This window comes from Rahnella sp. PAMC25617 (assembly GCF_050606005.1).
In the GTDB taxonomy this organism is placed as follows: domain Bacteria; phylum Pseudomonadota; class Gammaproteobacteria; order Enterobacterales; family Enterobacteriaceae; genus Rahnella; species Rahnella variigena.
The window spans coordinates 94,109-119,319 of sequence record NZ_JBOCUM010000002.1 but is presented as its reverse complement, the minus strand read 5'-3'; the positions used below and the strand labels follow the sequence as shown (position 1 = coordinate 119,319).

The following is a 25,211-nucleotide window of genomic DNA, read 5'->3' as shown; positions in this document are numbered from 1 at the left end:
GGAGGTTTTACTTCGCTGTTCAGTACTTCGCCCGTTTGTTCCGCTCAACTTTTCCCCGTTTGCCCCGCGCGATCACAGAAATAAAGAAACATAATTTCAGAAACAAAAATCTCAATAGCCTCAACGCCTTGTAAACGTTAAAACTCCTACTCTCCCATTTCATACGGACATTGAAGCAATGAGTACTGAGATCCTTTCGGTCAAGGAAAAGATTGGATATGGATTAGGCGATGCGGCCAGTCACATAATTTTCGATAACGTCATGCTTTACATGATGTTCTTTTATACCGATATCTTCGGCATTCCGGCCGGTTATGTCGGTACCATGTTCCTGCTCGCCCGCGCGCTGGACGCGATTTCTGATCCCTGCATGGGATTACTGGCCGACCGCACCCGCACCCGCTGGGGGAAATTCCGTCCTTACGTACTGTTCGGTGCTATCCCGTTCGGTATCGTCTGCGTCTTTACCTACACCACGCCTGAGCTCAGCATGACCGGCAAAATGATTTACGCCGCCATCACTTATACGCTGCTGACGCTGATGTATACCGTGGTGAATATCCCTTATTGCGCGCTGGGTGGCGTGATCACCTCTGACCCGACACAGCGTATTTCGTTGCAATCGTACCGCTTCGTGCTGGCCACCGCCGGCGGGATGCTGAGTACGGTGCTGATGATGCCGCTGGTGAATTACATCGGTGGTGAAGATAAAGCACTCGGCTATCAGGGCGGGATCGCGGTACTGGCAATTGTCGCTGCCGTCATGCTGGCGATCTGTTTCGCGACCACCAAAGAGCGTGTCGACCCGGGCAAACCGACCGGCACCATGCGCGAAGATTTGCGTGATATCTGGCACAACGATCAGTGGCGCATTGTCGGCCTGCTGACCATCCTCAATATTATGGCGGTCGCGGTTCGCGGTGGCGCCATGATGTATTACGTCACTTATATTCTCGGCAATCCGGTGCTGTTCGCCTGGTTCCTCGGCGTGTATTCGGTCGGCAACCTGTTCGGTAGCGCACTGGCTAAACCGCTGACTGACTGGAAATGCAAAGTCAGCGTGTTCTGGTGGACCAACGCCATTCTGGCGGTACTGAGCATCGGCATGTTCTTCCTGCCGGTGAACGGCAGCGTGCTGATGTTTATCTTCATCTTCGTCATCGGTGTTCTGCACCAGCTCGTGACGCCAATCCAGTGGGTCATGATGTCCGACACCGTCGATTACGGCGAATGGAACGACGGCAAGCGTCTGACCGGTATCAGTTTCGCCGGCACCCTATTTGTACTGAAACTCGGTCTGGCACTGGCCGGCGCGATGATCGGCTGGATGCTGGCAGGTTCCGGTTATCAGTCCGGTGCCACGACTCAAAATGCGGCCACCATGACCAGCATTATCGCGTTATTCACTCTGGTTCCGGCAGTCTGCTATCTGCTGAGCGCCATCATCTGCAAACGCTATTACATTCTGCGCACCCCGCTGCTGCGCCGCATTCTCGATGAAGTGGCTCAGGGCATCCGCCGTAATCAGCAAGAGTTTATGAAATGAATTTGTTTTTGAAAAACTGAAATTGATTTAACTGAACATGCCCAAAATCATTCGTGCTGAATCAAGGCGGCAACTGAGTAAATCCCCGGGAGCATACACAGGTATGTGACCGGGGTTGGCGAAGGCAGCCAACGCAGAGTCAGCGCGAAGGATGAAGGGCTAAAGGAGAAATTCATTATGAAAATCAGTGACGGTAACTGGTTGATCCAGGACGGTCTCACACTCACACACCCGCTACAGGTGTTTGAGGTACAGCGCTCAGGCAACGACATGGTGGTTTATGCCGCGCCGAAAGATGCGTCAGAGCGTGCCAGCCAGCTAGATTCACCGCTGTTCACGCTGCGATTTTTCTCGCCGCAAACCGGTGTTATTGGTGTGCGCATTACCCACTTTGACGGCGAAACCGATAAAGGCCCGCACTATCCGCTGCTGCAATCCGACACACCGGAATTGCGGTTTGAAGATAACGAGGAATTCGCTGCTTTGCACAGCGGTGACCTCTGTGTGCGTGTGACCAAAGGCAATAACTGGACGCTGGATTTCCTGCGCAATGGCCGCCGGATAACCGGCAGTGTCGCGAAATCTAACGGCTACGTGCAGGACGCGAACTCGCAGAAAACCTACATGATGGAGCGTCTGGATCTCGGCGTCGGCGAAACGGTCTACGGTCTCGGTGAGCGTTTCACCGCACTGGTTAAAAACGGTCAGACTGTCGAAACCTGGAACCGCGATGGCGGTACCAGCACGGAGCAATCCTACAAAAACATTCCCTTCTATCTCACCAACCGCGGCTATGGCGTGCTGGTGAATCATCCAGAATGTGTATCTTTTGAAGTGGGCTCGGAGAAAGTCTCTAAAGTGCAGTTCAGCGTGGAAGGCGAGTATCTGGAATATTTCGTCATTGATGGCCCGACACCGAAAAAAGTGCTCGACCGCTATACCCGTCTGACCGGCCGCCCTGCGCTGCCGCCTGCCTGGTCATTTGGTCTGTGGCTGACGACCTCTTTCACCACCAATTACGATGAAGCCACGGTGAACAGCTTTATCGATGGCATGGCAGAACGCCAGCTGCCGTTGCACGTTTTCCACTTCGACTGCTTCTGGATGAAAGCCTTCCAGTGGTGTGATTTCGAGTGGGATCCTCAAACCTTCCCGGATCCGCAGGGCATGTTGCAACGCCTTAAAGCGCGCGGTCTGAAAATCTGTGTGTGGATCAACCCGTATATTGGTCAGAAATCACCGCTGTTCCATGAAGGCAAAGAAAAAGGCTATCTGCTTAAGCGCCCGGACGGCCGCGTGTGGCAATGGGACAAATGGCAGGCCGGAATGGGCATTGTGGATTTCACTAATCCACAGGCCTGCGAATGGTATGCAGGACATCTGAAACGTCTGGTGGATATGGGTGTGGACTGTTTCAAAACCGATTTCGGCGAGCGCATCCCGACCGACGTGGTCTGGCATGATGGCTGCGACCCGCAGAAAATGCACAACCATTACGCGTTCGTGTACAACAAACTGGTGTACGAAACATTGCAGGACAAACTCGGCGAATCGGAAGCCGTGCTGTTCGCCCGTTCAGCATCGGTCGGTGCCCAGCAATTCCCGGTTCACTGGGGCGGTGACTGTTACGCCACCTACGAATCGATGGCGGAAAGCCTGCGCGGCGGGTTATCTATCGGATTGTCTGGCTTCGGTTTTTGGAGCCACGATATCGGTGGATTCGAAAATACCGCACCGGCACACATCTACAAACGCTGGTGCGCTTTCGGCCTGCTATCAAGTCACAGCCGTCTGCATGGCAGCAAATCCTATCGTGTGCCGTGGGTCTATGACGATGAAGCCTGTGATGTCGTGCGCCAGTTCACGCAACTTAAATGCCGCCTGATGCCGTATCTGTATCCTGCGTCTTCACAGGCAGCCAGCCACGGAACGCCAGTCATGCGCGCCATGATGCTGGAATTCCCGGAAGATCCGGCCTGCGATTATCTCGACCGCCAGTATATGTTGGGCGATGATTTGCTGGTTGCGCCGGTCTTCAGCGAAGAAGGCGACGTCGATTTCTATCTGCCGCAGGGCCGCTGGACGCATCTTCTGAATAACGAAGTCGCAGAAGGTTCACGCTGGCATCGTCAGCAGCATGGCTTCGACAGCCTGCCGCTGTATGTCCGCCCGAACACGTTGCTTGCACTCGGCAGTAACGACCAGAAACCGGATTACGATTACAGCCAGCAAACCGAATTCCATCTTTTTGAACTGGAAGACGATGCGGTAGCGGAAAGCACCATCACGGATCTGAACGGGAAGAAGGTCTTCAGCCTCAGCGCGGCGCGCAACGGCAACACCATTACCCTGACCTGTGAAGGTGACGCGCCTGGCTGGACAATTTGTCTGCGCAATATCGCGCAGATAAGCGGTTTCAGTCAGGGTACCTCGGCCACTCAGGTGCAGGGCGTCGTCCTGACCCCGGTGACGGGCTGCAAAAAGTACGTTATTACGTTATAAAATTTATCATTAACCAGCCCCGCTACCTCCACAGGTAGCGGGTTTTTTATTCCCGTCAATTTCAGCATCACTCATTTGTACTCATCGTTATAAAACACATCATCGTTTTATTATTTCATCTGATTTTACGTGCGTGTCTGCCACATAATGAAAATAATAAGTTCACCCCTTTATTACTCAGGAGTTTTCTCTTTATTTTTAAACATGACACCACCGTCAGATATATTATCTGCGCCTTTCAAAGGATACCTCTATGAAGCTTATTATTTACTTTTCTTTGCTGCTGGCCTGTTGCGCAGGAATATCGCTACCGTCCGTTCAGGCTGCTGACGGACAGGCTAACGTGGTGTGTAGTTTCAGTCATATGAAACCGGATGACGCCATATTAATGCCCGGAATGCCAGGCATGGCAATGTCCCATGATTTTGTGGGCAACCGCTCCACCGATGCCTTCTCTACGGCAGAAAGCCTTCTCCTGCATTCTGGTACAACCTGTAATAACGCGGCGGACAGCACCGGTTATTGGGCGCCGACCATGATGTTACCTGATGGTCAGGTGGTGAACCCGTCCTACATCAAAATTTATTATCAGGCAAATAACGTTGCACAGTACCCTATCACCGCTTATCCGCACGGTTTGCAGTTACTGGCGGGTGATCACCGGGGCTCGGGGCCGAATCCTCAGGTTAATTTCTTATGTGCAAATGGTAATGGTTATACCCACACTGCCGACCAGACCTGCGGCCTGCGCTCCGCTGGCGATGCCGTGCAGTTCAATATTGCCGTGATGTTTCCTAACTGCTGGGATGGTGTCAACCTGAAAGCCAAGGGCACAAAAAATGCCGTCTACAGCGACAATTCAGGGAAATGTCCGGCCGACCATCCGGTCAAAATTGCCTCAGTGAATATGAACATTGCGTATGTTCTTCCTCAGATCCAATCGCTGGATGTCAGTAAAATCAAGTTATCACTGGATCCTCAGATGATTGACGGTCAGCTGACACCACTTTGGGGCAGTATTTACACCGCACATGGTGATTTCATGAATGGGTGGACAGAAGATGCAACCAAATTCATGGCTGACCGTTGCATGAATTATTCTATGGAGTGCTCGACGAATATCCCTTACAGCTATACCGATGCAGAAGCTGATACCTATGTCAGCAATCAAACCGATGCCGAAAATAATTATGGCAGCGTCCCGACATTATTAGTGCAGGATGACTGGAGAAACTCCAGCCGCGATTATCATAAACAAATGCTGGCATTAATTAAATTCAAAATTCCCGCTTTACCGCCAAATGTGGATGATTACCCCGGCGTAAGCTTTAAATATAAAATCCGCATCTATAATGGAAATATTTCTGATACCAGTGCCTTTACTATTTTCTTCTACCCAACCACACCTGATGGCTGGGATGAAAATACAGTGAACTGGAATAACAAACCGTCATTCAAATATACTGCGGATGCCAGTTTGTATATGGATAACGTTCAGCAATTCCGCTATGTCGATGTCGATAAAGCCGTCCGAGCAGCTATTGCTGCAGGGCAAACCGAAGTGGCGTATTACATAGGCGGTGAACGCACCGGCCGCACCATCAGTGTCGAAGCAAAAGAAAGCGGTAAGCCGCCGGTTCTGATGCTTGCCGGTTATCAAAAGGTCGTCGAACCTTAAAAAGCGGAAGGTCTGCCTTGCCCCGTTGCCCTCACAACGGGGCTTTTTTATGTGGTTTCTAAACGTCCTGATAGACACTTTCGCCGTGAATACTCCGGTACTCTTTCGGCGTCATTTCGTAGCCTTTTTTGAATACCGAATAGAAATATTGCAGCGACGGATAGCCGCACATCTGCGAGATCTCATTAATTGAAATCGACGTCGCCGCCAGCAGATTGCGCGCCCGGTCGAGTTTCTCTTCGTGGATCACACCGTGGATTGTTTGCCCGGTTTCATCTTTAAAGCGTTTTTCCAGGTTCGAACGCGACATCCCGATGGCATCAAGAACCTGCTCTACCTTAATCCCTTTACAGGCGTGATAACGGATATAGTGCATGGCCTGGATAACCGCCGGATCGCGCAAAGAACGGAAATCAGTTGAACGGCGCTCAACCACTTTCACCGGTGGCACCAGAATGCGCTGTAACGGTAAATCGCGCTGATCCAGCAACTGATGCAGGAGTTTTGCCGCCCGGTATCCCATCTGCCGCGTGCCTTGCACCACGGAAGACAGCGCCACGCGTGACAAATACCGCGTCAGTTCTTCGTTATCAATGCCGATCACACTGAGCTTTTCCGGCACCGGAATATTCAGGTGCTCGCAGACTTGCAACAGATGGCGTGCCCGGGCATCGGTGACGGCAATAATGCCGGTTTGCTGCGGCAAGGTCTGGATCCAGTCGGCCAGGCGGTTCTGCGCGTGCTGCCAGTTTTCCGGCGCGGTTTCCATCCCCTGATACACCACCCCCTGATATTGCTCGGCCGATACCAGTTTTTTGAAAGCGTGTTCGCGCTCCTGTGCCCAGCGTTTTCCGCCCGCATCAGGTAAACCATAAAATGCGAAGCGGTTGATACCTTTCTCTTTGAGGTGCATGAAGGCCGCTTCAACCAGCGCGTAGTTGTCAGTGGCGATGTAATGCACTGGCGGATAATCGTCTTCCTGATGATAAGAACCTCCGACGCCGACGATGGGAACGTTGAGATCCTTAAGCAACGTCTCGATTTCCCTGTCGTCAAAATCGGCAATGACACCGTCGCCGAGCCAGTCTTTAATATTATCTATACGACAGCGGAAATCCTCTTCAATGAAGATATCCCAGTCGCTTTGTGAGGCCTGCAAATACTCACCCACGCCTTCTACTACCTGACGGTCGTAGACTTTGTTAGCGTTAAATAACAGAGTGATCCGATAACGTTTCTCAAACATGCCTGTCTCTCACCGGTTTCTAATAGACTAAGCCTCATTCATTGCGCTAACTGAATGAGGCTGATTGCGTTGGTCAATAGCACAGCGCAATGGCTTAGGTTGATTTGGCATAGTGATTATGTGAGGTTCCTCAGGTTTTCCTGCATTGCCTCGTATAATCACCGCCACAGCGGTGGATTTATGCGCGTCTCTTGGTGGCCGAATCCATCCAGACCGCCAGCAGCAGGATCGCGCCTTTGACGATGTACTGCCAGAACGTTGGCACGTCCAGCATACTCATGCCGTTATCCAGCGATGCCATGATGAAAGCGCCCATTACGGCACCCGCAACACTCCCCACCCCGCCCGCCAGGCTGGTTCCGCCAATAACGCAGGCGGCAATGGCATCCAGTTCGGCAATATTACCCGCCGATGGCGAACCCGCGCCCAAACGTGAACTGAGGATCAGACCGGCGATAGCGACCATCAGTCCGTTTATCGCAAATACCGCCAGCTTGCTGCGCTCAACGTTCACGCCGGATAACCGCGCCGCTTCGATGTTGCCACCAATGGCATAAATACGACGACCAAATGAGGTGCGGGACGCCATAAACATGCCGCCCAGCATCAGAGCGACCAGAATCAGCACCGGCGTCGGCACCCCGCGATAGTCGTTGAGCAGAGATATCGCACCCAGCGCAATGATGGCCGTCAGTGCCTGACGGGTGACATCGTTTTTAGCCGCGCTCACCGGCAACCCGAGAGCTGCACGCTGTTTACGCCGGTGCCATTGCCAGCCGATAAACAGCGCCAGCGCCACTGCACCGATACCAAAACCTAAGGTATCCGGCAGGTAGCTTTGACCAATCAGCGACATCGCAGGCGTCGTCGGTGACACCGTGGTGCCGCTGGTGATACCAATCAGAATGCCGCGAAACGCCAGCATCCCTGCCAGCGTGACGATAAATGACGGCACCTTGCGGTACGCCACCCACCAGCCGTTCCATGCGCCAAGCAACAATCCAAGCGCCAGCGTCACCACGATGGTCAGTGGCAACGGCCAGCCGAGCCAGACGTCAAAAATTGCCGCCACGCCGCCGAGTAAACCCATCATCGAGCCGACGGACAGGTCGATTTCCGCAGAAATAATCACGAACACCATGCCGACGGCCAGAATGCCGGTAATGGCGGTCTGGCGCAGCAAATTAGAAACATTACGCGCGCTGATATACGCGCCGTCGGTGGTCACGCTGAAAAACACGATAATCACCGCAATCGCCGCCAGCATGACAAAAACCTGCAGGTTAATATTTTTCAGTTTTTTTACCGACAATGTGGCCTCTGAGCCGCTCTCGTTGACGGCGGCGGAAGGGGCCCCTGGCTGGGGAAATTTAGACATAAGCTTCACTCCTCAATGCGGCTTCCATGACCTGCTCCTGACTTAAATTGTTATTTTCCAGGCAGGCTTTCACCTGCCCGAGATGCATCACCACGACGCGGTCACTCAGTCCAAGCACTTCGGGTAACTCTGATGAGATAACGATGATTGCCATTCCCTGTGCCGCGAGCTGGCCGATCAGTTTGTAGATTTCATGTTTTGCACCCACATCGATTCCGCGCGTAGGTTCATCAAGAATTAAGATTTTTGGTTTAAGCAGCAGACAACGCGCCAGAATGGCCTTTTGTTGATTGCCGCCGCTGAGCCTTCCGATTGCCAGCTCGGGAGAAGATGTTTTGATTTTTAGTTGTTTCACCGATTCGCTGATGGTGTGCTGTTCCTGCGCTTCACGCAGAACGCCGCCACCGCTGAACTGGCTCAGCGCTGCCAGCGTGATATTGCTGCCCACCGCCATCACCGGCACGATGCCGTCGCGTTTGCGGTCTTCGGGCACCATCGCCAGGCCACGGCGCATGGCATCACGGCAATCGGTAATTTGCACTTTTTCACCTTCCAGCCACACATCTCCTGACCAGCGCCCCGGATAAACACCGAAAAGGCACTCCATCATTTCTGTTCTGCCTGCACCGACCAGCCCTGCGACGCCCAGCACTTCGCCCTGACGCAGTGTAAAACCCGCATTATCTACCCGCTTTATGTGGCGATTCACCGGATGCCACGCGGTGAGGTTTTCAATGCGCAAAATTTCATTGCCAATCTGCCGCTGACGCGGGGGAAATAACTCAGTGAGTTCGCGGCCCACCATCATAGCGATGATGTCTTTTTCCGACGTGCCGGCCGCATTGCAGGTAGCGATATGACGTCCATCACGAATGACGCAAAGTTTGTCGGAGATAGCTTTCACTTCGTTCAGTTTGTGGGAAATGTAAATGCAGGCGATATCGTGATGGCGCAAATCGCGGATAATATCGAGCAAAATCGCGGTTTCACTTTCAGTGAGAGACGCCGTGGGTTCGTCAAGCACCAGCAAACGCACCTGCTTGTTGAGGGCTTTAGCAATTTCAACCAGCTGCCGCTGTCCTAATCCCAGTTCGCCCACCAGCGTATGCGGATCGATATCGAGTTTGACCTGCGCCAGCATACGCTGACAACGCAGATACATTTTATCGGTATCGAGCATGCCAAAGCTGCCCCACTCATTGCCCAAAAACATGTTTTCCAGCACGCTCAGTTGTTTTACCAGCGCCAGCTCCTGATGAATTATCGCAATCCCTTTTTGTTCGGTATCACGAATACCTTTTGCAGTAAGTCGTTCACCTGAGAAATAAATTTCTCCCTCAAAAGTTCCGTGCGAGTAAATTGCGCACAACACTTTCATTAATGTCGATTTTCCGGACCCGTTCTCGCCGCACAGGGATAACACTTCGCCTGCGGCCAGCGTCAGGCTAATATTATCAACCGCTTTTACCGCACCAAATTTCTTGGTGATATTTCGCATATCCAGCAGGGGTAATTTTTCATATTGATCTGGCATGTTTACCTCCAGCAAAAACAACACGTCAAAAAGAAGTGTTGTTTTCGTAGAAAAATATTGAAAAATTAGAGATCAGATTTTTTATGGAAACCGTCAGCCACCACGGTGCTATCAATATTATTTTTATCCACCTGAATCGGTGTTAATAAATACGAAGGCACTTCTTTTTTACCGTTATTTAATGTCGCATTAGATTTTGGCGTTTCACCTTTGCCTAACTGCACGGCAATTTCGGCAGCATCATTGGCCAGTTTGGTGATTGGTTTGTAAACCGTCATGGTCTGCGTACCCGCTTCGATACGTTTGATCGCCGCAAGATCAGCATCCTGACCGGAGATCGCGACTTTACCCGCCAGACCCTGAGCTGATAACGCCTGCACGGCGCCACCGGCGGTCGCATCGTTGGAGGCGACGACGGCATCGATTTTGTTGTTATTGGCGGTCAGCGCGTTTTCCATAATCTTCAGAGCATTTTCAGGCAACCAGCCATCAGCCCATTGATCGCCCACCACTTTTATCTTGCCGTCTTTGATTAACGGATTGAGCACTTTCATCTGACCGGCGCGGAAAAGCTTGGCGTTGTTATCCACCGGCGAGCCGCCCATCAGGAAATAATTGCCTTGTGGTACGCGTTCAACCAGACTTTGCGCCTGAAGTTCACCCACCTTTTCATTATCAAAAGAGATATAAAAATCAATGTCGGCGTTGTTAATCATGCGGTCATACGCCAGCACTTTTATGCCTTCCTGTTTGGCTTCGGCAATAACATTACTCAGCACTTGTCCGTTATAAGGAATGATCACCAGCACATCGACGCCACGGTTGATCATATTTTCAATCTGCGCCATTTGGGTTTCTTCATTACCATTCGCAGACTGAACAAAAACATCGGCACCGAGCGTTTTGGCTTTAGCCACAAAAATATCACGGTCTTTTTGCCAGCGTTCTAAACGTAAGTCATCAATAGCCATACCAATTTTAATTTCTTTCGCCAACCCTGACTGGCTGAAAAGCACTAATGCGGCACAGGCAGAAAGAATTATTTTATTCATTTTCATCATGTCAGACCTTTTATAAGAATAAGTAGAGGCAGATACAGAAGAGTTCGTACAGCAATGACACAAGGATTGTTGTCGCTGGGTAATTAATCGGCAATTGCAGATTTTAATCACTGCATTACGATTTTTTGTTTATTTCAGGAATTATGATGGGGATCATGGTTTGCCTGTAATACGCGCACGATAAGACTTTTTATTATCGAGACATCGTGGAAGTTTAATAAAAATCATGAAGAAAACTGCTTATTTATGCGATCTACCGCACACTTAATAATTCTATTAAATTGAGTGTGAAATAACGTAATTGTGGGATTTAACATCTCCTCCGAAGATAGAGCTTCAGCTACCCAGTCCCGCTGGGCCCGTTTTCAAGGAGTTTTCAATGCACGCATATTTCGACAAGCTTGACGCCGTCCGCTACGAAGGTGCTAACAGCACTAATCCGCTGGCATTCCGTCATTACAATCCTGAAGAAGTCATCCTCGGCAAAACGATGGCTGAGCATCTGCGTTTCGCCGCCTGCTACTGGCACACATTCTGCTGGAACGGCAACGATATGTTCGGCGTGGGCGCATTTGATCGTCCGTGGCAACAACCCGGCGATGCGCTGGAGCTGGCGAAACGTAAAGCAGATGTGGCGTTCGAATTCTTCCAGAAACTCAATGTGCCTTACTACTGCTTCCACGATGTTGATGTCTCGCCGGAAGGCGCGACGATTAAAGAATACATCAATAATTTTGCGGTGATGACCGATGTTCTGGCGCAAAAACAGGAAGCCAGCGGCGTTAAACTGCTGTGGGGCACCGCGAACTGCTTTACCAATCCACGTTACGGCGCGGGTGCGGCAACCAATCCAAATCCTGAAATTTATACCTGGGCAGCGACGCAGGTTGTTCATGCGATGAACGCCACTAAACAGCTCGGCGGTGAAAACTATGTGTTGTGGGGTGGCCGCGAAGGTTATGAAACGCTGCTCAATACCGACCTGCGTCAGGAACGTGAACAACTGGGTCGCTTCATGCAAATGGTGGTTGAGCACAAACACAAAATTGGTTTCCAGGGCACCCTGCTGATTGAGCCAAAACCGCAGGAACCGACCAAGCATCAGTATGATTATGACGTGGCGTCCGTTTACGGGTTCCTTAAACAGTTTGGTCTGGAAAAAGAGATCAAAGTAAATATCGAGGCGAACCACGCGACGCTGGCAGGTCACTCATTCCATCATGAAATCGCCAACGCCATTGCCCTTGGGATCTTTGGTTCCGTCGATGCTAACCGCGGTGACCCGCAGTGCGGCTGGGACACTGACCAGTTCCCGAACAGCGTGGAAGAAAATGCGCTGGTGATGTATGAAATCATCAAAGCCGGCGGTTTCACCACCGGTGGTCTGAACTTCGACTCTAAGGTGCGTCGTCAGAGCACCGACAAATATGATCTGTTCTACGGCCATATTGGTGGCATGGATACCATGGCGCTGGCGTTGAAAGTGGCGGCACGTATGATTGAAAGCCGTGAACTGGATAAACACGTTGCACAGCGTTACGCAGGCTGGAATACAGAACTGGGTCAGCAGATCCTGCAAGGCAAAATGTCTCTGGAATCGCTGAGCAACTACGCGCAACAAAACGCGCTGGCACCTCAGCACCAGAGCGGCCAGCAGGAACGTCTGGAGAATCTGGTTAACCGTTATCTGTTTGGTTAATCTTGTAAAATAAGCTGACGCCCTGCCCGCTTTGTGCGGAATCGCAGGGCGTAAATCGTTCTGGAAACGGGTTAACAGAAAAGGGAAAAATATGTATCTCGGAATAGATCTCGGCACGTCTGGCGTCAAAGCCATTTTGCTTAGCGAAGAAGGTCGGGTGGTCGCCAGCCACAGTGAGGCGTTAACCCTTTCCCGTCCCCATCCTTTGTGGTCTGAGCAAAATCCTGCCGACTGGTGGACAGCCACAGACCGCGCAGTTTCTGCATTATCTAAGCAACATGCCCTGCAAAGTGTAAAAGCGGTCGGCCTGACGGGGCAGATGCATGGCGCCACGGTTCTTGATGCAAAGCATCAGGTTCTGCGTCCGGCAATTTTATGGAACGATGGCCGCAGTTTCAGCCAGTGCGGGAAACTGGAAGCAGAGCTCCCGGACTCCCGCCAGATAACCGGCAACCTGATGATGCCCGGCTTTACGGCACCCAAACTGCTCTGGCTGCGCGAAAACGAACCCGAGTTGTTCGCGAAAATAGACAAAGTATTGCTGCCCAAAGATTATCTTCGCTGGCTGATGACCGGCGTTTTTGCTTCAGATATGTCTGACGCCGCAGGCACGATGTGGCTCGACGTAGCGAAACGCGACTGGAGCGACAAAATGCTCAGTGCAACCGGCCTGACGCGTAAACACATGCCGGAGCTTTTCGAAGGCAATCAGATTACCGGTCAGTTACTGCCGGAACTCGCCTCCCGCTGGGGAATGGATTGTGTGCCAGTCATCGCCGGTGGCGGCGATAATGCTGCTGGCGCGGTGGGTGTCGGGTTATACAAAACGGGTCAGGCGATGCTTTCTCTTGGCACGTCCGGCGTGTATTTCGCAGTCAGCGACGGATTTCTGAGTAATCCGCAACAGGCGGTACACAGTTTCTGCCACGCTCTGCCGGACACCTGGCATCTGATGTCGGTTATGCTCAGTGCCGCATCCTGTCTGGACTGGGCCGCGAATCTGACCGGCACCGCCTCAGTGGGTGAACTGATCAATCTGGCTCAGAAAACTCAACCGGCGGACTCTCCGGTCTGGTTCCTGCCTTATCTGTCCGGTGAGCGCACGCCGCACAATAATCCGAATGCCAGGGGAACGTTGTTTGGCCTGACCCATCAGCACGGCCCTGCCGATATTGCCCGCGCGGTGCTCGAAGGTGTGGGATTCGCCCTGGCAGACGGAATGGACGTGTTGCACGCAACCGGTCTGAAACCGCACAGCATCACGCTGATTGGCGGCGGTGCCCGAAGCCCTTACTGGCGGCAAATGCTGGCGGATATCAGCGGTAAGACGCTGGAATACCGCACCGGCGGCGATGTCGGTCCGGCATTGGGCGCAGCGCGTCTGGCGCAAATTGCGATGAATACGGGTAAACCGCTGGAACAGTTCCTGCCGGAGCTGGCACTTGAGCAAGTGCATGAACCAGACAGTGTTAAGCACACGGCATATGCGGAGCGGAGGAAAGTCTTCAGGGAGTTATATGTGAGGCTTGAAGGGTTGATGTAATGGCGGATTGGCCATCAGGGCAATGTCAATGAAGGCCTGCTCGAGAAGATTTCGGTTTCTCAAGTGCTGCGGTCACCTGACGCACAGTGCCGAAACCGACCAGAGGGGAAAGGCTTTTCCCCTCTGAACTCCCCTCGCTTTTTCAAACACGTGATCCGCGCGCTGGCTATGTTTCAGGTATCGCAGCGACAGGCTGGAAATCTTGCCGCGTTGCGGTGCCTTCTCTCGGTCCTGGAGCCTCTGGTCTCCAGGCCGCTCCGCTCAGCAAGATTTCTGAATCGCCCGCGCGATCTTAAAGTCAAAACCAATCCGCTTTTCATATCAAAATCAGTAAGGTTGCGAAGTAGAAGCCTGAGGCCGGTTCCAAAATACCGCCGGAGGGAGAGGTTACAACCCGCGTGGCTTTTTACGCGGGTTGTAACCCGAACGAAGGGAACCGCGCAGCGGCGGGGTTTTGCGGCTATCACTGCGGCTGATGAAACATAGTCAGCGAGCGAAGCGCGCAGTGAAAGAGCCTGGGGGGGCTTGGGGGGTGGCGGCGATAGGCCGCCCCCCAAGTCGGTGTGGGCCGACGCCCACGGTTTTGAAGTTGCAGTTGCAGTTGCAGTTGCAGTTGCAGTTGCAGTTGCAGTTGCAGTTGCAGTTGCAGTTGCAGTTGCAGTTGCAGTTAGAAATTACAGGTCAAGGGTAAATCCCCTTGAAAGTTGTCTTCTTCCTCGGCTCCGACATAATCCCCTCCAGCGCTTCAACGCATTTCAGATAATGGGGGGTTTTCTTGTGCGCCAGCACAGCATCATTATCCTGATAGGCTTCGTAGATAAAGAAACGCGTCGGTACATTTTCGTCCTGCAACACATCAAACCTCAGGTTTCCCGGTTCTTTCACCGCACCTGAATGATTGGCGTGAAACACTTCCAGAAACTCATCCACCTTTTCCGGCTGAACATTAATTTCGACCAGTGTCACTTCCATGATTCACCCCTTTTCACTCAGGAACAGTTCGTATGCGTGCGCCACGCTGGCGTTTTCATGCACCACCGCTTTCACGGCTTTCAGCATGGCGATTGGCGATTCTGACTGGAAAATGTTACGCCCCATATCCACACCGGATGCGCCCTGGTCTATAGCTTTGAAACACATTTCCAGCGCCTCGCGTTCTGGCAGTTTTTTACCGCCTGCAATTACAATCGGCACAGGACAGCCCGCCGCGACGCGTTCGAAACCTTCATCGACGTAATAGGTTTTAATAATGTTCGCGCCCATTTCAGCCGCAATACGGGTTGCCAGCGAGAAGTAACGCTGATCACGCGCCATGTCTTTGCCGACGCCGGTCACCGCCATGGTCGGCATGCCGTAGCGCATCCCCTGATCGACTAACTGAATGATATTTTTAATCGACTGATGCTCATATTCACTGCCGATATACACCTGCGCCGCCATTGCTGCGACGTTCAGGCGCAGCGCGTCCTCTATCGCTACGGCTACGGTTTCATTGGAAAGCTCAGTCAGAATCGAGTTACCGCCGGAAGCGCGCATTACCACTGGCTTATTGACCGCCGCCGGAACCACACTGCGCAGCACGCCACGGGTACACATCAGTACATCGGTATGCGCAAACAGCGGTGCAATATTGATATCGATACGCTCAAGGCCAGTGGTCGGGCCCTGAAAATAGCCGTGGTCGAACGCCAGCATCACTGTACGCCCGGACTCCGGATTGAAAATACGCGCCAGCCGCGACTGCATTCCCCAGTCCAGCTGACCGCTGCCTTTGAGGAAAAACGCATGATTGTCCTGCGGCGTGCCGATGCCGAAGTTCTTGCCGTCTCTGATATCGTCCAGATCTGCCATGTTTATTTCTCCTTAATCGTCAGAAGTCGTATTTGCCGATGTTGTCCTTGGTGAAGACCACGCGTTCCGGCAGTAAGACGATGCCGTTGCCTTTGGCCTCATACTGGTAGCCCTGCACGCTGTTCGGCACGACTTCTACCGATCCGACGTTTGGCACATCCAGTTTGTCACCTACGTTGAGTTCGCCTTTTTTCAGTAACTGATCGGCGACGTAAACCGAAATCTTGCCCTGACTGACCACGTCCCACAGGCCGAACTGTTTCACCGTCCCGCGCTCAACATACGGGCGCATGACGTTTGGCGTACTGAAGCCGACAATGGTCACATTGGTACGTTTGAGGTTTTCCGCCGCCTGTGCGGCCGCCGGTAATGCATTGGCGTCTGGTGCAATAATCGCGTCGAGATCACCGTAGGATTTCAAAATCCCTTCGGCGGTTTGCAGCGATTTGGTGGCGTCGTTATAGCCATATTGCGTGGTCACGATTTCCCAGCCCGGATGCTCTTTGGCAATTTTGGCTTTCGCCTCTTTTACCCACTGGTTCTGGTCGGTCACCGTCGGGCTGGAGTAGAAAAACGCCACTTTGGCTTTTTCTTTCTTCACCTGGCTGGACGTCATGTCCACCAGCATCGAGCCGAGCTGTTGCGGTGTGCCCTGATTGATGTAAATCGAGCGACATTCTGGTTTGGTGTCAGAATCCCAGGTCAGCACTTTCACGCCGCGTTGCATGGCGCGTTTAAGTGCCGGACACAGGCCATCCGGTGATACCGCCGCGACTACGATCGCGTTGTATCCCTGATTGACGAAGTTGTTGATCATTTGTACCTGACCGGAAACGCTCGGTTCGGTCGGGCCGTCATACGTGACGTCCACACCCAGTTCTTTCCCCGCCGCCGTCGCGCCATTGCCGCCGCTGGTGAAATAGCCGACGCCCACCAGTTTTGGGATAAACGCGATACGTTCTGCCGCCTGCGCACTCACGCAGGCGAGGCTTACGGCGCTGGCAATCAGTAAGGTTTTCATTGTGTTGGCTTTCATCATTAACCCCGGCTTATTTAGAAGACGTCAAGGAAGGAGAAGGCGCAGACCAGCGCTGGCGATAACGCTGGAAAACACTGCGGATAAGACCACGGTTGAGGCTGGCAGAACGACCGATGACTACCAGGATCAATAGCGCGCCGGACAGCGCACTGGAAACCTGACTGGAGACGCCGACCATCTGCAAGCCCTGCTGGAGATACCCGATCAGCAGCGTCGCCAGCGCCGTGCCGAGAATGGAACCTGAACCGCCGTAGATATTGGCGCCGCCAAGCACGACCGCCGTGATAGCGGGCATCAGCAAAGCGTTGCCGAGATCAGAACGGGCTGAGCCGAAATAAGACGTCATCAGGATGGCGGCGACCGCGGAGGCCAGGCCGGTCATCCCGTAAAGGGCAAACACCGTGCGGCTGACCGGCAATGCGCCATAGCGCGCCACGCGGGCATTCTGTCCGATGAGGAAGACATTGCGACCGGTGCGACTGCGGTGCATCAGCAGCCAGAAAAACAGCGTCGCCAGCAGGAAGATCACCAGCGGCATCGGCAGCCCCATCACCACCTGATTAGCAAAGTTGGTGAACGCATCAGGGAAATTACCGATACCCTCGAAACCCGTCGCACCCGCCAGCCCGGAAAGCAGTAAGGCGCTGCCGCCGAACAGATAAAGCGTGCCAAGCGTGATGACCAGCGGGTTAACCCCGGTATAAAGAATAAGAGCCGCATTCAGCAAACCACAGGCCGCGCCGAGCGCCAGCGTCATGATGATCGCCAGTGCCAGCGGCACGCCAGCCTGACAAAGTACGCCGAGCGCGATGGCGCACAGGCCGATGGTTGAACCGAAGGAAATGTCGATGCCGCCGCTGACAATCACCAGGGTCAGCGGCAATGCCACAATTCCGATGGTGATGAAATCGCTGGTGCTGAACAGCAGCGTATTCGCATCCAGCATGCGCGGATTGGCGAAACCGAACAGTAAGATTTCGATGACCAGTAACGCCAGCAGCGCGATTTCCCAGCCATATTGTTGGAGTTTATTCATCACATCACCCCGCTTTTTTTGCTGGTACTTAACCGGCGGCTGGTATTTTTTGATGGCTGAGATTTACGTTCAGCAGGTTTCTTCTGAAGCGGCGGACTGGCCGTCAGGAAGCGTGAATATTTCTGACGCCGCAGGTTTTTCTCCAGCGCCTGTCGTAACCTGCCGTCGAATACCAGCACCGCCAGCAACACCAGTCCGGCGATAAAATCGTTCCACCAGGCAGGAAGGCGTAACAGCACCAGCACACTGTCGATTTGTGTCAGGAAATACGCGCCGAGCACCGCGCCGAGTATAGATCCGGTGCCGCCGAGCAGGCTGATACCACCCAGTACGCAGGCGGCAATGGCTTTCATTTCCAGTCCGCTTCCGGTCTGGTTAGGCACAAAACCGATTTGCGAGGCGAAGACAATACCGGCGATGGCCGCCATCATGCCGTTGATGCCGAACGCCAGAATGCGTACGCGGTTCACAGCGACGCCCAGCTGCCGCGCGCCCTGTAAGTTATCGCCCACCGCGTAAAAACTGCGGCCAAATACGGTGCGGCTGAGCATCCAGAACATCGCCACCAGTAAAACCATCACCAGCCAGCCCAGCGATGAAACGCTGAGAAACACCGGTTCGGACAACGATTTCAGTCCTGCAGGTAAGCCTTCAATCCATTTGCCGCCGGTCATCAGCAACATCAGCCCGCGGTATAAACCCAGTGTGCCGAGGGTGGCGACAATCGCCGGAATGCGCAGCCAGGCCACCAGCACGCCGTTAAATAATCCCGCCAGCAAACCGGTGCCGAGAGTTGCCACACAGGCCAGCGGCAGGTTCATGCCACTGTTGAGCAAAACCCCCAGCGTCACGGCGCAGAGGCCGGTAATGGAACCGACCGACACGTCGATATTGCGGGTGAGCATCACCACCGTCGCGCCCATCGCCAGCAACATCAGAATTTGCGCGCTGCCGAAAATCATGCCCAGCGTCTGAAAGCTGAACGACTGCCTGTCCATCGCGCCGAGTAAGGCAAACAAGGCGATGATCGCCATCAGCGCGGTCAGTTCACGGTTGTTTTGTATCCGCTTCAGCATGAAGATCCTCCGGTGGCGGGGGTTTTGGCGTGATTACCAAACGCGATGTGCATAATGTTGCTGACGTTGATGTCGCTGCCCTGCAACTCGCCACTCATTTCGCCCTGATGCATGACAAAGACCCGGTCGGCCAGCCCTTCAATTTCATCCAGATCGGAAGAAATCAGGATTACCGCCACGTTCTGTTCAACGACATTGCGCAGCAGCTGATAAATATCCGCTCGCGCAGAAACATCGACTCCGCGCGTTGGTTCATCGACGATCAGCACCGCGGGCTGGGCTTCCAGACATTTCGCAATCAGCAATTTCTGCTGATTTCCGCCGGAAAGCGTGCGGGCAGTTTGCGACCCGTCGCGATATTTGATACCCAGCGCACGGTGATAACGCTCCAGCACTGCCGCCTCACGTTTGATATTCAGCCACCAGCTGTGACGGTTGAACGTGAGCGATGTGGTGTTCCAGCTCAGTGGCGCATCCAGATAAAGGCCGGACGCCTGCCGGTCTTCCGGCAAATACACCAGCCCTTTTCTAAGACGTTGTAAGGTGCTAAACCCGCTGATGTCCTGTTGCAACAAAAGCACCTGACCGCTTTGTGCATCCCGCAGGCCATACAGGGTTTCGGCCAGTTCGGTGCGCCCAGCGCCGACAACGCCTGCCAGCCCGACGATTTCCCCGGCGCGGGCGCTGAATGAAATATTGATAAACCCTTCACCGGTCAGATTTTGCACCTGCAAGACCGGCTGGTTTCCCGACGAATTACGTCGTGCTCCCGGTAAATCCAGCCACAGCTTTTGTTCTGCGGGCAGCGCCGCGGCCTGCGTTTGCGGTGTGATAGCCGCAATCAGCGCATCGTTATCCAGCTCAGAAAGCGCGCCGCTGAGCGCAATTTTACCGTCGCGCATCACGCTGACCCGGTCGGCAATGGCGCGGATTTCCGGCAATTTGTGCGATATGAACACCACGCCGACGCCCTGCGCCGTCAGGTGTCGAACCTGCTTAAACAGTCGGGCGGATTCCGCGGGAGTCAGCGAAGCCGTCGGTTCATCGAGGATCAGCAAACGCGCATCACGCATCAGCCCGCGCAGAATTTCCACCAGTTGCTGATCTGCCACTTCCAGCGTTCCGGCCAGGGAACCGAGCGGCAGATTGCAGCCCAGTTCAGTCAGCGACTGTTGCAGTTTTTTCTCGCTGGCCTGGTGTGCGGGAAGACGGAAAAGAATGTTTTCGCGCACGCTGAGGCTCGGAAACAGCATCGGTTCCTGCGGCACCAGATAGATACCCGCCTGATGTGCTTTGGCAGGTGTCAGCGCCACCAGCGGCGCGCCACCAAGTCGCATTTCGCCCCGGTCGGCAATCTCGACACCGGCGATGATTTTCATCAGCGTCGATTTCCCCGCGCCATTCCCGCCCAGCAGTGCATGTACCTCACCGCATTGCAGGCTGAAATCGATATCTTTCAACACCGCAACACCGGAAAAGCTTTTACTGACACCGCTGACCTGCAACAGCAGGTCCGGGGATGGTGCGTCTGCTGATGAGTTTTCGCTGGACTGCATACGCTGGCCTCGGGTGAGATACATTAAGTGAACAAATGTATTTATTGTTTAACAATGTTCATAAAGTTAGTCTGTGGTGACGCGGAAAACTTTTGCCCTGATCACAGTTTGTTCAACTCATATACTCTGCGTTATGATTCGGGCAGTAATCATTTGAAATTTGCCAAATACATCACAGTTAACAACATTTCGTTAACGAACAATTGATCTACATTTTGATAAGTGTTCACTATGAATGACAAAACAACGCTTTCCGATTTGACTAACCATCCGGAATTCAGCATGGGTGAAGAGGAACTGCTGGCGCGCACCGCGTGGTTCTATTACCACGACGGCCTGACCCAGAATGAGATTGGTGAACGGCTCGGACTGACACGGCTTAAAGTGTCGCGCCTGCTGGAAAAAGGCCGGCAATCCGGAGTGATCCGCGTACAAATCAACTCGCGTTTTGAGGGCTGTTTGTCGCTGGAAAACACGCTGCTTGAGCGCTTTGGTTTGCAGCAGGTTCGTGTGCTGCCCCAGCTTGCCGACGGTTCGCTGAGCGCACGACTGGGCGTCGGCGCGGCGCATATGCTGATGACGATGTTAAAACCAGAGCAATTGCTGGCCGTGGGATTTGGCGAAACCGCCATGAGCACCTTGCAGCATCTGAGCGGGTTTATCGCCTCTCAGCAGATCCGTATGGTGACGCTTTCCGGCGGAGTCGGTCCGTATATGACCGGCATCGGGCAGCTTGATGCAGCCTGCGGCGTGAGCATTATTCCTGCGCCGTTGCGGGCGTCATCAGCCAGCGTGGCGACCATTTTCCGTCAGGAACGCAATGTTCACGACGTGATGCTGGCGGCCTGCGCTGCGGATATCGCCGTCGTCGGCATCGGTTCGCTGAACCAGAAACAGGAGGCGACCATTTTGCGCTCCGGTTATATCAGCGAAGGCGAACAGCTTTTATTTGGCCGTAAAGGCGCAGTAGGCGACATTCTCGGGTTCTTTATGCAGCGCAATGGTGAGCTGGCGGAAAACATGGCGATCCACGACGAACTGATTGCCGTCGCACCGGACGAACTGGCCAGCATTCCGACGGTATTAGGCGTAGCGGGCGGAGTCGAGAAGGCCGAAGCAATTGTCGCCGCACTGAAAGGCAAACGAATAAACGCACTGGTTACTGAAGAGAGCACAGCAAGAGCCATGCTGGCGCTGCTCGGCTGACCCGCAGGGAGTGAGGGGTGTGGCGGTCAGGTAACCGGTGCCCGATAAACTGGCACGAGAGAACATCACGATGACCCCTACCCTGAACTCTGACGACGATCGTAGCTATCTGATGGCGCTGGATGCCGGTACCGGCAGTATCCGGGCGGTAATTTTCAATCTTGAAGGTGAGCAGATTGCCGCCGGACAAGCAGAGTGGATCCATCTCGCCGTGCCGGATGTCCCCGGTTCGATGGAGTTTGATCTGCAAAAAAACTGGCAGCTTGCCTGTCAGTGTATTCGCCAGGCGCTGCATGAAGCGCATCTCCCTGCTTCCGCTATCCGTGCCGTTGCCGCCTGTTCTATGCGCGAGGGCATCGTGCTGTACGACAAATCCGGCGAGCCTGTCTGGGCGTGTGCCAACGTCGATGCCCGCGCCAGCCGTGAAGTCTCCGAATTAAAAGAAATCCACGATTTCGAATTTGAACGCGAAGTCTATGAATGCTCCGGCCAGACGCTGGCGCTGAGCGCAATGCCGCGTCTGCTGTGGCTGGCGCATCACCGGCCTGACATTTACCGGCAGGCAGCCACCATCACGATGATCAGCGACTGGCTGGCGTATATGCTCAGCGGCGAGCTGGCGGTGGATCCGTCCAACGCCGGCACCACCGGTATGCTGGATTTAGCCACCCGCAACTGGCGCCCTGAACTGCTGGATATGGCGGGACTGCGCGCCGATATGCTTTCGCCGGTGGCAGAAACCGGTACCCGCCTCGGCTATGTGACGGCTCGCACTGCGGATGCCTGCGGCCTGAAAGCCGGAACCCCCGTCGGCATGGGCGGTGGTGATGCGCAACTGGGCACGCTCGGCCTCGGGCTGGTGCGTCCCGGTCAGACGGCGGTTCTCGGCGGTACATTCTGGCAGCAAATTGTCAATCTGCCGCAAGCGGTCACCGATCCGGAGATGAATATCCGCGTCAATCCGCACGTCATTCCCGGCATGGCGCAGGCTGAATCCATCAGTTTCTTCACCGGCCTGACCATGCGCTGGTTCCGCGATGCTTTTTGTACGGAAGAAAAAACCATGGCGCATCGTCTTGGCGTGGATGCCTACAGTTTGCTGGAAGACATGGCGGCGCGGGTACCCGTCGGTGCCTGGGGCGTGACGCCGGTATTCTCGGATGCGATGCATTTCAAGAACTGGTATCACGCCGCCCCGTCTTTCATCAATCTTTCCATCGATCCTGAAAAGTGCAACAAACCGGTGCTGTTCCGTGCGCTGGAAGAGAACGCCGCCATCGTCTCGGCCTGCAATCTGGATATGATCGCTGCATTCTCCGGCGTACGCGCCAAATCGCTGGTGTTCTCCGGCGGCGGTTCGAAGGGCAAATTGTGGTGTCAGATTTTAAGTGATGTGACCGGCGTCCCGGTGAATGTGCCGGTGGTAAAAGAAGCAACCGCGCTGGGTTGTGCGATTGCAGCGGGTGTCGCTGCAGGTGTGTATTCGTCGCTCGCCGACACCGGTGAAGCGCTGGTGCGCTGGGAACGCGAATATCAGCCGGATGTGGCGAATCATGCAAAATATCTGGTGCAGAAAGCCAACTGGCAGGAAGTGTATGCGGATCAGCTTGGGCTGGTGGACAGGCAGCTGACGACGTCGATGTGGAAAGCACCAGGATTGTAGGCTTTTAGAAAGCCTGAACTTTTAATTCAATTAAGATAGTGAGAATTTCGGTTTCTCAATAGCGGTGATCACTTATCGCACTGCGCCGAAACCGCCCAAGAGGGAAAAGTGCTTTTTCCCTCTTGGATCTCCCTTCGCTTTTAACTCCCCGCTACCGCTCGCTGACCATGTTTCAGATACTACAGCGACAGGCTGGAAAGCTTGCCGCTACGCGGTCCCTTCATTTCGGGATTGCAGCCTTTGGTCTGCAACCTCTCACTCAGCAAGTTTTCTGAATCGCCCGCATGATCTTAAATTCAAAACCAAAATCCAAACTGCCATTGATTGAGAAGGTGTCGCAGGTTCCAAACTCACCATGATTACTGGAACATAGCCAGCAAGCGGAGCGTCTGTTGAAAAAGCGAAACTATCAAGTCCATAACTAAGAGGCCATAACGCCCAGTTATTTGACACTCGCCATCGGCGGATCCATCGCCACTTTGCCTTTCACTGCTTTGTTTTTCACTCTTCTTGACCACATCGCTGTCAGGATCGGCACCAGTATCGAGGTAACGATAACCGAAGTAGCGACCAGCGCCGTGGCGGCCGGTGCGATAGGTTTGAACTGCGGGACCATTTCGGCAATCAGTACCGGAGTCGCCACGGCGGCACCCGCGGAACTGGACGCGGCGATACCTGCGGTGCCATCCCCACCGCCGATGAATTTGTCGGCGAGGATCAGCGGGATACCGGTGATCACAATGACTGACACGCCCAGCAATATGCCTAACAGACCGGTTTGTGCGATGACGCTCAGGTTGATGGTGTTACCGAGGGCGAAAGCGAAGAACGGGATCAGCGTTTGTACCGCTTTGCTAAAGAATTCACGCAGTTCAGGATCCAGATTGCCTAAGCCAAAACCGACCAGGAATGGCAACACTGCGCCAACGAACACATGAGGTTCAAAGGACGCAATCCCTGCTGTGCCCAGGATAACCATCGTCATCAGCGGGCCGGATTCGAGAGACATCAGGACGAAAGCCCCCGCCTCTTCTTTGGTGCCGTATTGCTGCATTACTGAGGCATACAGGCCGCCGTTGGTCATGTCCATTGCGGCGACCAGCGCCAGTACCGAAAGCCCGGCGAAGAAGCCAAACTCTACGCCATTCTCCGGCATAAACCGTGATGCTATCGCCGCCACAACCCAGGCGACCGCGATTTTCGTGACCACCAGCGTGCCTGACTTACGCAACACGGTTCCGGTTGCGCTCAGTTTGATCGAGGCTCCCATGCAGAAGAACCACACTGCCAGAATCGGTACGGTGCCGGTCATCAGTCCGTTAGTGAAAGAGCCAAAATATTTGCCTGAGTCGGGCGCGAAGGTATGGCACAACGCACCAAGAAAGAGGGGTACTAACATCATTCCGCCAGGGATTTTTTCTATCGCTCGTTTAATGTGCATATTTTTTCACCTGATTAAGAGTAACGGACCACTGAATGCCGCTACGTTATCCATTTATCAGGTGTATAAAAGTGACTCGCCTCATAAATTGAAACGATGTTTCTATTTTTTAGATCGGTAGTTTTATTAATTCATTCCGTCAATATTTAATTTCGC

At 53.6% G+C, this 25,211-nt stretch carries 18 protein-coding genes; 7 read left to right on the top strand and 11 right to left on the bottom strand.

Annotated elements, in window-relative coordinates; all coding sequences use genetic code 11:
• Positions 1 to 178: 178 nt before the first annotated feature.
• The 3 genes from ACM615_RS01360 to ACM615_RS01350 all read left to right on the top strand — a co-directional run bounded on the left by ACM615_RS01360 (position 179) and on the right by ACM615_RS01350 (position 5,726).
• Positions 179 to 1,546, top strand: coding sequence for a glycoside-pentoside-hexuronide family transporter (locus tag ACM615_RS01360; protein WP_112289396.1), 1,368 nt, complete (start codon positions 179 to 181; stop codon positions 1,544 to 1,546).
• A 177-nt stretch (positions 1,547 to 1,723) separates the two neighbouring features.
• Complete coding sequence (gene yicI / locus ACM615_RS01355) at positions 1,724 to 4,048, top strand: alpha-xylosidase (RefSeq protein WP_431011313.1); 2,325 nt, start codon at positions 1,724 to 1,726, stop codon at positions 4,046 to 4,048.
• 253 nt (positions 4,049 to 4,301) lie between these two features.
• Positions 4,302 to 5,726: a DUF7594 domain-containing protein gene (locus ACM615_RS01350; protein ID WP_431011312.1), complete on the top strand. Its 1,425-nt coding sequence runs from the start codon at positions 4,302 to 4,304 to the stop codon at positions 5,724 to 5,726.
• A gap of 58 nt (positions 5,727 to 5,784) precedes the next feature.
• On the opposite strand, the gene xylR is transcribed toward ACM615_RS01350, so the two are convergent.
• The 4 genes from xylR to xylF all read right to left on the bottom strand — a co-directional run bounded on the left by xylR (position 5,785) and on the right by xylF (position 10,942).
• Positions 5,785 to 6,972: a D-xylose utilization transcriptional activator XylR gene (xylR, locus tag ACM615_RS01345; RefSeq protein ID WP_112289398.1), complete on the bottom strand. Its 1,188-nt coding sequence runs from the start codon at positions 6,970 to 6,972 to the stop codon at positions 5,785 to 5,787.
• 178 nt (positions 6,973 to 7,150) lie between these two features.
• On the bottom strand, positions 7,151 to 8,350 hold the full coding sequence (xylH, locus tag ACM615_RS01340) for a xylose ABC transporter permease XylH (RefSeq protein ID WP_129639861.1): 1,200 nt from the start codon (positions 8,348 to 8,350) through the stop codon (positions 7,151 to 7,153).
• Positions 8,343 to 9,884 carry a xylose ABC transporter ATP-binding protein gene (locus ACM615_RS01335; RefSeq protein WP_431011311.1) on the bottom strand — a complete coding sequence of 514 codons (1,542 nt, stop codon included), beginning with the start codon at positions 9,882 to 9,884 and terminating at the stop codon, positions 8,343 to 8,345. Before ACM615_RS01335 ends, xylH begins: the two co-directional genes overlap by 8 nt.
• A gap of 65 nt (positions 9,885 to 9,949) precedes the next feature.
• Positions 9,950 to 10,942 (bottom strand): D-xylose ABC transporter substrate-binding protein, encoded by a 993-nt coding sequence (gene xylF, locus ACM615_RS01330; RefSeq protein WP_120161446.1) that lies wholly within the window; start codon positions 10,940 to 10,942, stop codon positions 9,950 to 9,952.
• A gap of 382 nt (positions 10,943 to 11,324) precedes the next feature.
• Here xylF and xylA point away from each other — a divergent pair, with 382 nt between their 5' ends.
• Both xylA and xylB read left to right on the top strand, forming a co-directional pair.
• Positions 11,325 to 12,644 carry a xylose isomerase gene (gene xylA / locus ACM615_RS01325; protein WP_129639859.1) on the top strand — a complete coding sequence of 440 codons (1,320 nt, stop codon included), beginning with the start codon at positions 11,325 to 11,327 and terminating at the stop codon, positions 12,642 to 12,644.
• Positions 12,645 to 12,735: 91 nt separating this feature from the next.
• Positions 12,736 to 14,187 carry a xylulokinase gene (xylB, locus tag ACM615_RS01320; protein ID WP_159281071.1) on the top strand — a complete coding sequence of 484 codons (1,452 nt, stop codon included), beginning with the start codon at positions 12,736 to 12,738 and terminating at the stop codon, positions 14,185 to 14,187.
• 681 nt (positions 14,188 to 14,868) lie between these two features.
• Here xylB and lsrG read toward each other — a convergent pair.
• Genes lsrG through lsrA form a run of 6 tightly spaced genes read right to left on the bottom strand, consistent with a single transcriptional unit; the run spans position 14,869 to position 20,745 of the window.
• A complete protein-coding gene (lsrG, locus tag ACM615_RS01315; protein WP_112288394.1) occupies positions 14,869 to 15,159 on the bottom strand; it encodes a (4S)-4-hydroxy-5-phosphonooxypentane-2,3-dione isomerase in 291 nt (96 codons plus the stop codon).
• A 3-nt stretch (positions 15,160 to 15,162) separates the two neighbouring features.
• Complete coding sequence (lsrF, locus tag ACM615_RS01310) at positions 15,163 to 16,038, bottom strand: 3-hydroxy-5-phosphonooxypentane-2,4-dione thiolase (protein WP_129639857.1); 876 nt, start codon at positions 16,036 to 16,038, stop codon at positions 15,163 to 15,165.
• A gap of 19 nt (positions 16,039 to 16,057) precedes the next feature.
• A complete protein-coding gene (gene lsrB, locus ACM615_RS01305; protein WP_369964279.1) occupies positions 16,058 to 17,059 on the bottom strand; it encodes an autoinducer 2 ABC transporter substrate-binding protein LsrB in 1,002 nt (333 codons plus the stop codon).
• Between the two features lie 28 nt (positions 17,060 to 17,087).
• The gene (lsrD, locus tag ACM615_RS01300) at positions 17,088 to 18,113 is read right to left on the bottom strand and encodes an autoinducer 2 ABC transporter permease LsrD (protein WP_129639856.1); all 1,026 of its coding nucleotides are present in this window, start codon (positions 18,111 to 18,113) and stop codon (positions 17,088 to 17,090) included.
• The gene (gene lsrC, locus ACM615_RS01295) at positions 18,113 to 19,189 is read right to left on the bottom strand and encodes an autoinducer 2 ABC transporter permease LsrC (protein ID WP_132965989.1); all 1,077 of its coding nucleotides are present in this window, start codon (positions 19,187 to 19,189) and stop codon (positions 18,113 to 18,115) included. Before lsrC ends, lsrD begins: the two co-directional genes overlap by 1 nt.
• Positions 19,183 to 20,745, bottom strand: coding sequence for an autoinducer 2 ABC transporter ATP-binding protein LsrA (lsrA, locus tag ACM615_RS01290; RefSeq protein ID WP_132965988.1), 1,563 nt, complete (start codon positions 20,743 to 20,745; stop codon positions 19,183 to 19,185). The genes lsrC and lsrA overlap by 7 nt, the downstream gene beginning before the upstream one ends.
• A 231-nt stretch (positions 20,746 to 20,976) precedes the next feature.
• Between lsrA and lsrR the strand changes: the two genes are divergently transcribed.
• Positions 20,977 to 21,951 (top strand): transcriptional regulator LsrR, encoded by a 975-nt coding sequence (gene lsrR, locus ACM615_RS01285; RefSeq protein WP_112288400.1) that lies wholly within the window; start codon positions 20,977 to 20,979, stop codon positions 21,949 to 21,951.
• 70 nt (positions 21,952 to 22,021) lie between these two features.
• Positions 22,022 to 23,614, top strand: a complete 1,593-nt coding sequence (lsrK, locus tag ACM615_RS01280) for an autoinducer-2 kinase (RefSeq protein WP_431011310.1) — start codon at positions 22,022 to 22,024, stop codon at positions 23,612 to 23,614.
• 442 nt (positions 23,615 to 24,056) lie between these two features.
• Here the strand turns inward: lsrK and kdgT are convergent, their stop codons facing one another.
• Positions 24,057 to 25,055, bottom strand: a complete 999-nt coding sequence (kdgT, locus tag ACM615_RS01275; protein ID WP_120161434.1) for a 2-keto-3-deoxygluconate transporter — start codon at positions 25,053 to 25,055, stop codon at positions 24,057 to 24,059.
• Positions 25,056 to 25,211 lie beyond the last annotated feature (156 nt).

Bases quoted from the DNA above. Each gene is read 5' to 3' on its own strand.
- ACM615_RS01360 (WP_112289396.1), top strand. From the start codon at position 179: ATGAGTACTGAGATCCTTTCGGTCAAGGAAAAGATTGGATATGGATTA.
- yicI (WP_431011313.1), top strand. From the start codon at position 1,724: ATGAAAATCAGTGACGGTAACTGGTTGATCCAGGACGGTCTCACACTC.
- ACM615_RS01350 (WP_431011312.1), top strand. From the start codon at position 4,302: ATGAAGCTTATTATTTACTTTTCTTTGCTGCTGGCCTGTTGCGCAGGA.
- xylR (WP_112289398.1), bottom strand. From the start codon at position 6,972: ATGTTTGAGAAACGTTATCGGATCACTCTGTTATTTAACGCTAACAAA.
- xylH (WP_129639861.1), bottom strand. From the start codon at position 8,350: ATGTCTAAATTTCCCCAGCCAGGGGCCCCTTCCGCCGCCGTCAACGAG.
- ACM615_RS01335 (WP_431011311.1), bottom strand. From the start codon at position 9,884: ATGCCAGATCAATATGAAAAATTACCCCTGCTGGATATGCGAAATATC.
- xylF (WP_120161446.1), bottom strand. From the start codon at position 10,942: ATGAAAATGAATAAAATAATTCTTTCTGCCTGTGCCGCATTAGTGCTT.
- xylA (WP_129639859.1), top strand. From the start codon at position 11,325: ATGCACGCATATTTCGACAAGCTTGACGCCGTCCGCTACGAAGGTGCT.
- xylB (WP_159281071.1), top strand. From the start codon at position 12,736: ATGTATCTCGGAATAGATCTCGGCACGTCTGGCGTCAAAGCCATTTTG.
- lsrG (WP_112288394.1), bottom strand. From the start codon at position 15,159: ATGGAAGTGACACTGGTCGAAATTAATGTTCAGCCGGAAAAGGTGGAT.
- lsrF (WP_129639857.1), bottom strand. From the start codon at position 16,038: ATGGCAGATCTGGACGATATCAGAGACGGCAAGAACTTCGGCATCGGC.
- lsrB (WP_369964279.1), bottom strand. From the start codon at position 17,059: ATGAAAACCTTACTGATTGCCAGCGCCGTAAGCCTCGCCTGCGTGAGT.
- lsrD (WP_129639856.1), bottom strand. From the start codon at position 18,113: ATGAATAAACTCCAACAATATGGCTGGGAAATCGCGCTGCTGGCGTTA.
- lsrC (WP_132965989.1), bottom strand. From the start codon at position 19,189: ATGCTGAAGCGGATACAAAACAACCGTGAACTGACCGCGCTGATGGCG.
- lsrA (WP_132965988.1), bottom strand. From the start codon at position 20,745: ATGCAGTCCAGCGAAAACTCATCAGCAGACGCACCATCCCCGGACCTG.
- lsrR (WP_112288400.1), top strand. From the start codon at position 20,977: ATGAATGACAAAACAACGCTTTCCGATTTGACTAACCATCCGGAATTC.
- lsrK (WP_431011310.1), top strand. From the start codon at position 22,022: ATGACCCCTACCCTGAACTCTGACGACGATCGTAGCTATCTGATGGCG.
- kdgT (WP_120161434.1), bottom strand. From the start codon at position 25,055: ATGCACATTAAACGAGCGATAGAAAAAATCCCTGGCGGAATGATGTTA.